This window comes from Porticoccus sp. (assembly GCF_965660005.1).
In the GTDB taxonomy this organism is placed as follows: Bacteria; Pseudomonadota; Gammaproteobacteria; order Pseudomonadales; family Porticoccaceae; genus Porticoccus.
The window spans coordinates 1-2,440 of the sequence record NZ_CBFHYF010000080.1 but is presented as its reverse complement, the minus strand read 5'-3'; the positions used below and the strand labels follow the sequence as shown (position 1 = coordinate 2,440).

Genomic DNA, 2,440 nt, shown 5'->3' with positions numbered 1-2,440 from the left:
CCGAATATTACAGATACATTCGACCTGCAAGCCGGGTACACACACAACAATTCTGGTTGGGGTGATGCCGACCGCCCGGCAGAGTACGCTGGGGTCCAGTTCAAAAACCAATACCAGTCCCTGAAGTGGAACCGGGACTGGTCAACGGCGACGGGCTGCAAATCCATTTGTATCACAACCGAATTGAGGGTGAGAACTACATCAACCAGGGGCTGGTTTCCAACCTGTTGTCGGAGGAACTCGGATTCACCATTACTCCGGAACAGGTGCCGGGCTTTTTTCAAATGATTGACCCGACCCTGGATATTGAAGATCAACACTATATCGTCGGCTTTCAGGGCATTGATTCAGAGCGCTACGACGTGGAACTGGAACATCGCCTGCATCTGACCCCCAATTTGCGAGCCACCTGGGGGGCAGGCCTGCGCTACGACAATATCAGTGGCAAGACAGTATTTGGCCATGGTGGCGATGAATCGCTGACCAGTCGCCGGCTTTTCGGGCACATGGAGTGGGAGGCCAGTTCCCGCTGGACCATGAATACCGGTCTGATGATCGAAAACAACGTCCTGGTGGACACGATTGCATCCGGCAGAATCGCCGCCAATTACCACTTCAATCCTCTCCACACCCTTCGCATAGGTTATGCCATTGGTCGGCGCTCCCCCTCTCTGGGTGAGGCCCGGGAGCTGAATGTGGATGTTCTCGCCGACCAGATACTGGTCCAGGCGATTCGTAAATCTGCTGAAAGTGTCGAGGAAGAGCGACTGAAAAGCCTTGAACTGGGCTATCTGGCCCAGTTGCCCACACAGGGACTGACCTTTGATGTCAGACTGTTTCGAGAATCCGTTAAAGATGGCATCGATACCTACCAGGCACCTGCTGATCTGGGTATTCCGTCGCTCGGTCTGGATGAAACCATATCAGTTCGCGACAATAACAGTCGCTGGGTAACACGGGGAGCGGAACTACAACTCCGCTATCTGCCCACAGAACACACTCTGATCAATGCCCACTACAGCTACCGGGATGTGGACAGCTTTTATATTTCCCGTTATGAACCCTACTTTCAGATCAAGGATCATGACGAACGCGCACCGCGACATACGGCAGGCATGCTGCTGTTTCAGCGATTTGCTGCAGGCTGGTCCTCAGGCATCAATATCTACCATATGACCGCAGCGGACTGGCGTGATGGCAACCCTGTAGAACAGTTTGTCCGGGTAGACGCCCATCTGGGTTATGATTTTGCTGTGGGTTCAAGCACCGGAAACCTGTCACTTATCGGCCAAAACCTGGGGGGTGACTATATGGAGCATGCTCAAAACAATGTTTTTGAAACCAGACTTTTTTTACGTCTCGTGCTGAATTTTTGATGTGTTTGACCTTATTGCTCCAGACAAAATCATAGCGGCTGGGGGATGAAAGGTCTTACGCTCAATAGCAGCGTTACTTAGGGAAGACATGTTGAAGCGACCGGTAAGGAAACAAGGTATCTTTGCAACCCTCTCCACTACTGGACTCCTTGTCCTTTCCCTTTTGATGTGCCCGGTAACACAGGCAGACATCTTATTACTGTTATCCAGCGACGCCTCTTATTACCTTGAAACCGCCGACTCACTCCAGGACACGGTCAACAAAACACTGCCCGGAAACCCCGGTTTCAGTATCATTAACCTCCATAAAACCAAGCTGCCAGAGCATCAGGATCCCCACTACCAACTCATTGTTGCCATCGGAAGCTATGCAACTCGCGAGGTGGTTAACTGGGGAGGGGACATACCTGTGCTCAGTATTTTCACCCCAAAAAATGCCTATGAATCTGCCTGGTCAACCCACGATAAAGCCCCAGCGCGCCAGGCTTCTGCAATTTTTCTGGATCAACCCCTCAGCCGGGTAATCACACTTGCATCATTGCTAAAACCCGAAGCTACTCGGTTCAGCACCATATTTGGTCCCGTCTCGAGGGGGTTGGAGGCAGAGCTGGAGACACTTACCGCTGAACGTGGCCTGGTTCTCAAACACGGCTACCTCGACCGGGAGGACAACCCTTTGTCGGTGCTGCGTCCCGTGGTCAGTGGTACCGACCTCTTTATTGCCCTGCCGGATCAGGCTGTCCTTAACCGGGCAATCGCCAAGTGGATTCTCCACCTCAGCTTTCAACAAAAGGTCCCGGTTATCGGCTTCTCAAAGGCCTATACCGTCGCAGGGGCATTGGCCTCTATTTTTTCTTCGCCTGATGACATTGGCAGGCAGGCAGGTGAACACATCAGTCAATGGTTGCGCAATCCGGAAAGCACCCTCGGCAAGCCCCAATATCCCCGCTATTTCAGTATATCCACCAACCCGGCCATAGCGCGATCGCTCGGTATATCCCTGCCGTCAGACAGTACGCTTTATACAAGCATCCAAAAGCAGGAGCAGGCAGTAAAATGACTGA

2 protein-coding genes are annotated in these 2,440 nt (G+C 52.4%); both read left to right on the top strand.

Going from position 1 to position 2,440, the window contains the following annotated elements:
* Positions 1 to 125 precede the first annotated feature (125 nt).
* On the top strand, positions 126 to 1,376 hold the full coding sequence (locus tag ACTF5G_RS10120) for a TonB-dependent receptor plug domain-containing protein (protein ID WP_438952679.1): 1,251 nt from the start codon (positions 126 to 128) through the stop codon (positions 1,374 to 1,376).
* Positions 1,377 to 1,464: 88 nt separating this feature from the next.
* Positions 1,465 to 2,436, top strand: coding sequence for an ABC transporter substrate-binding protein (locus ACTF5G_RS10115; protein ID WP_438952678.1), 972 nt, complete (start codon positions 1,465 to 1,467; stop codon positions 2,434 to 2,436).
* Positions 2,437 to 2,440: the final 4 nt, after the last annotated feature.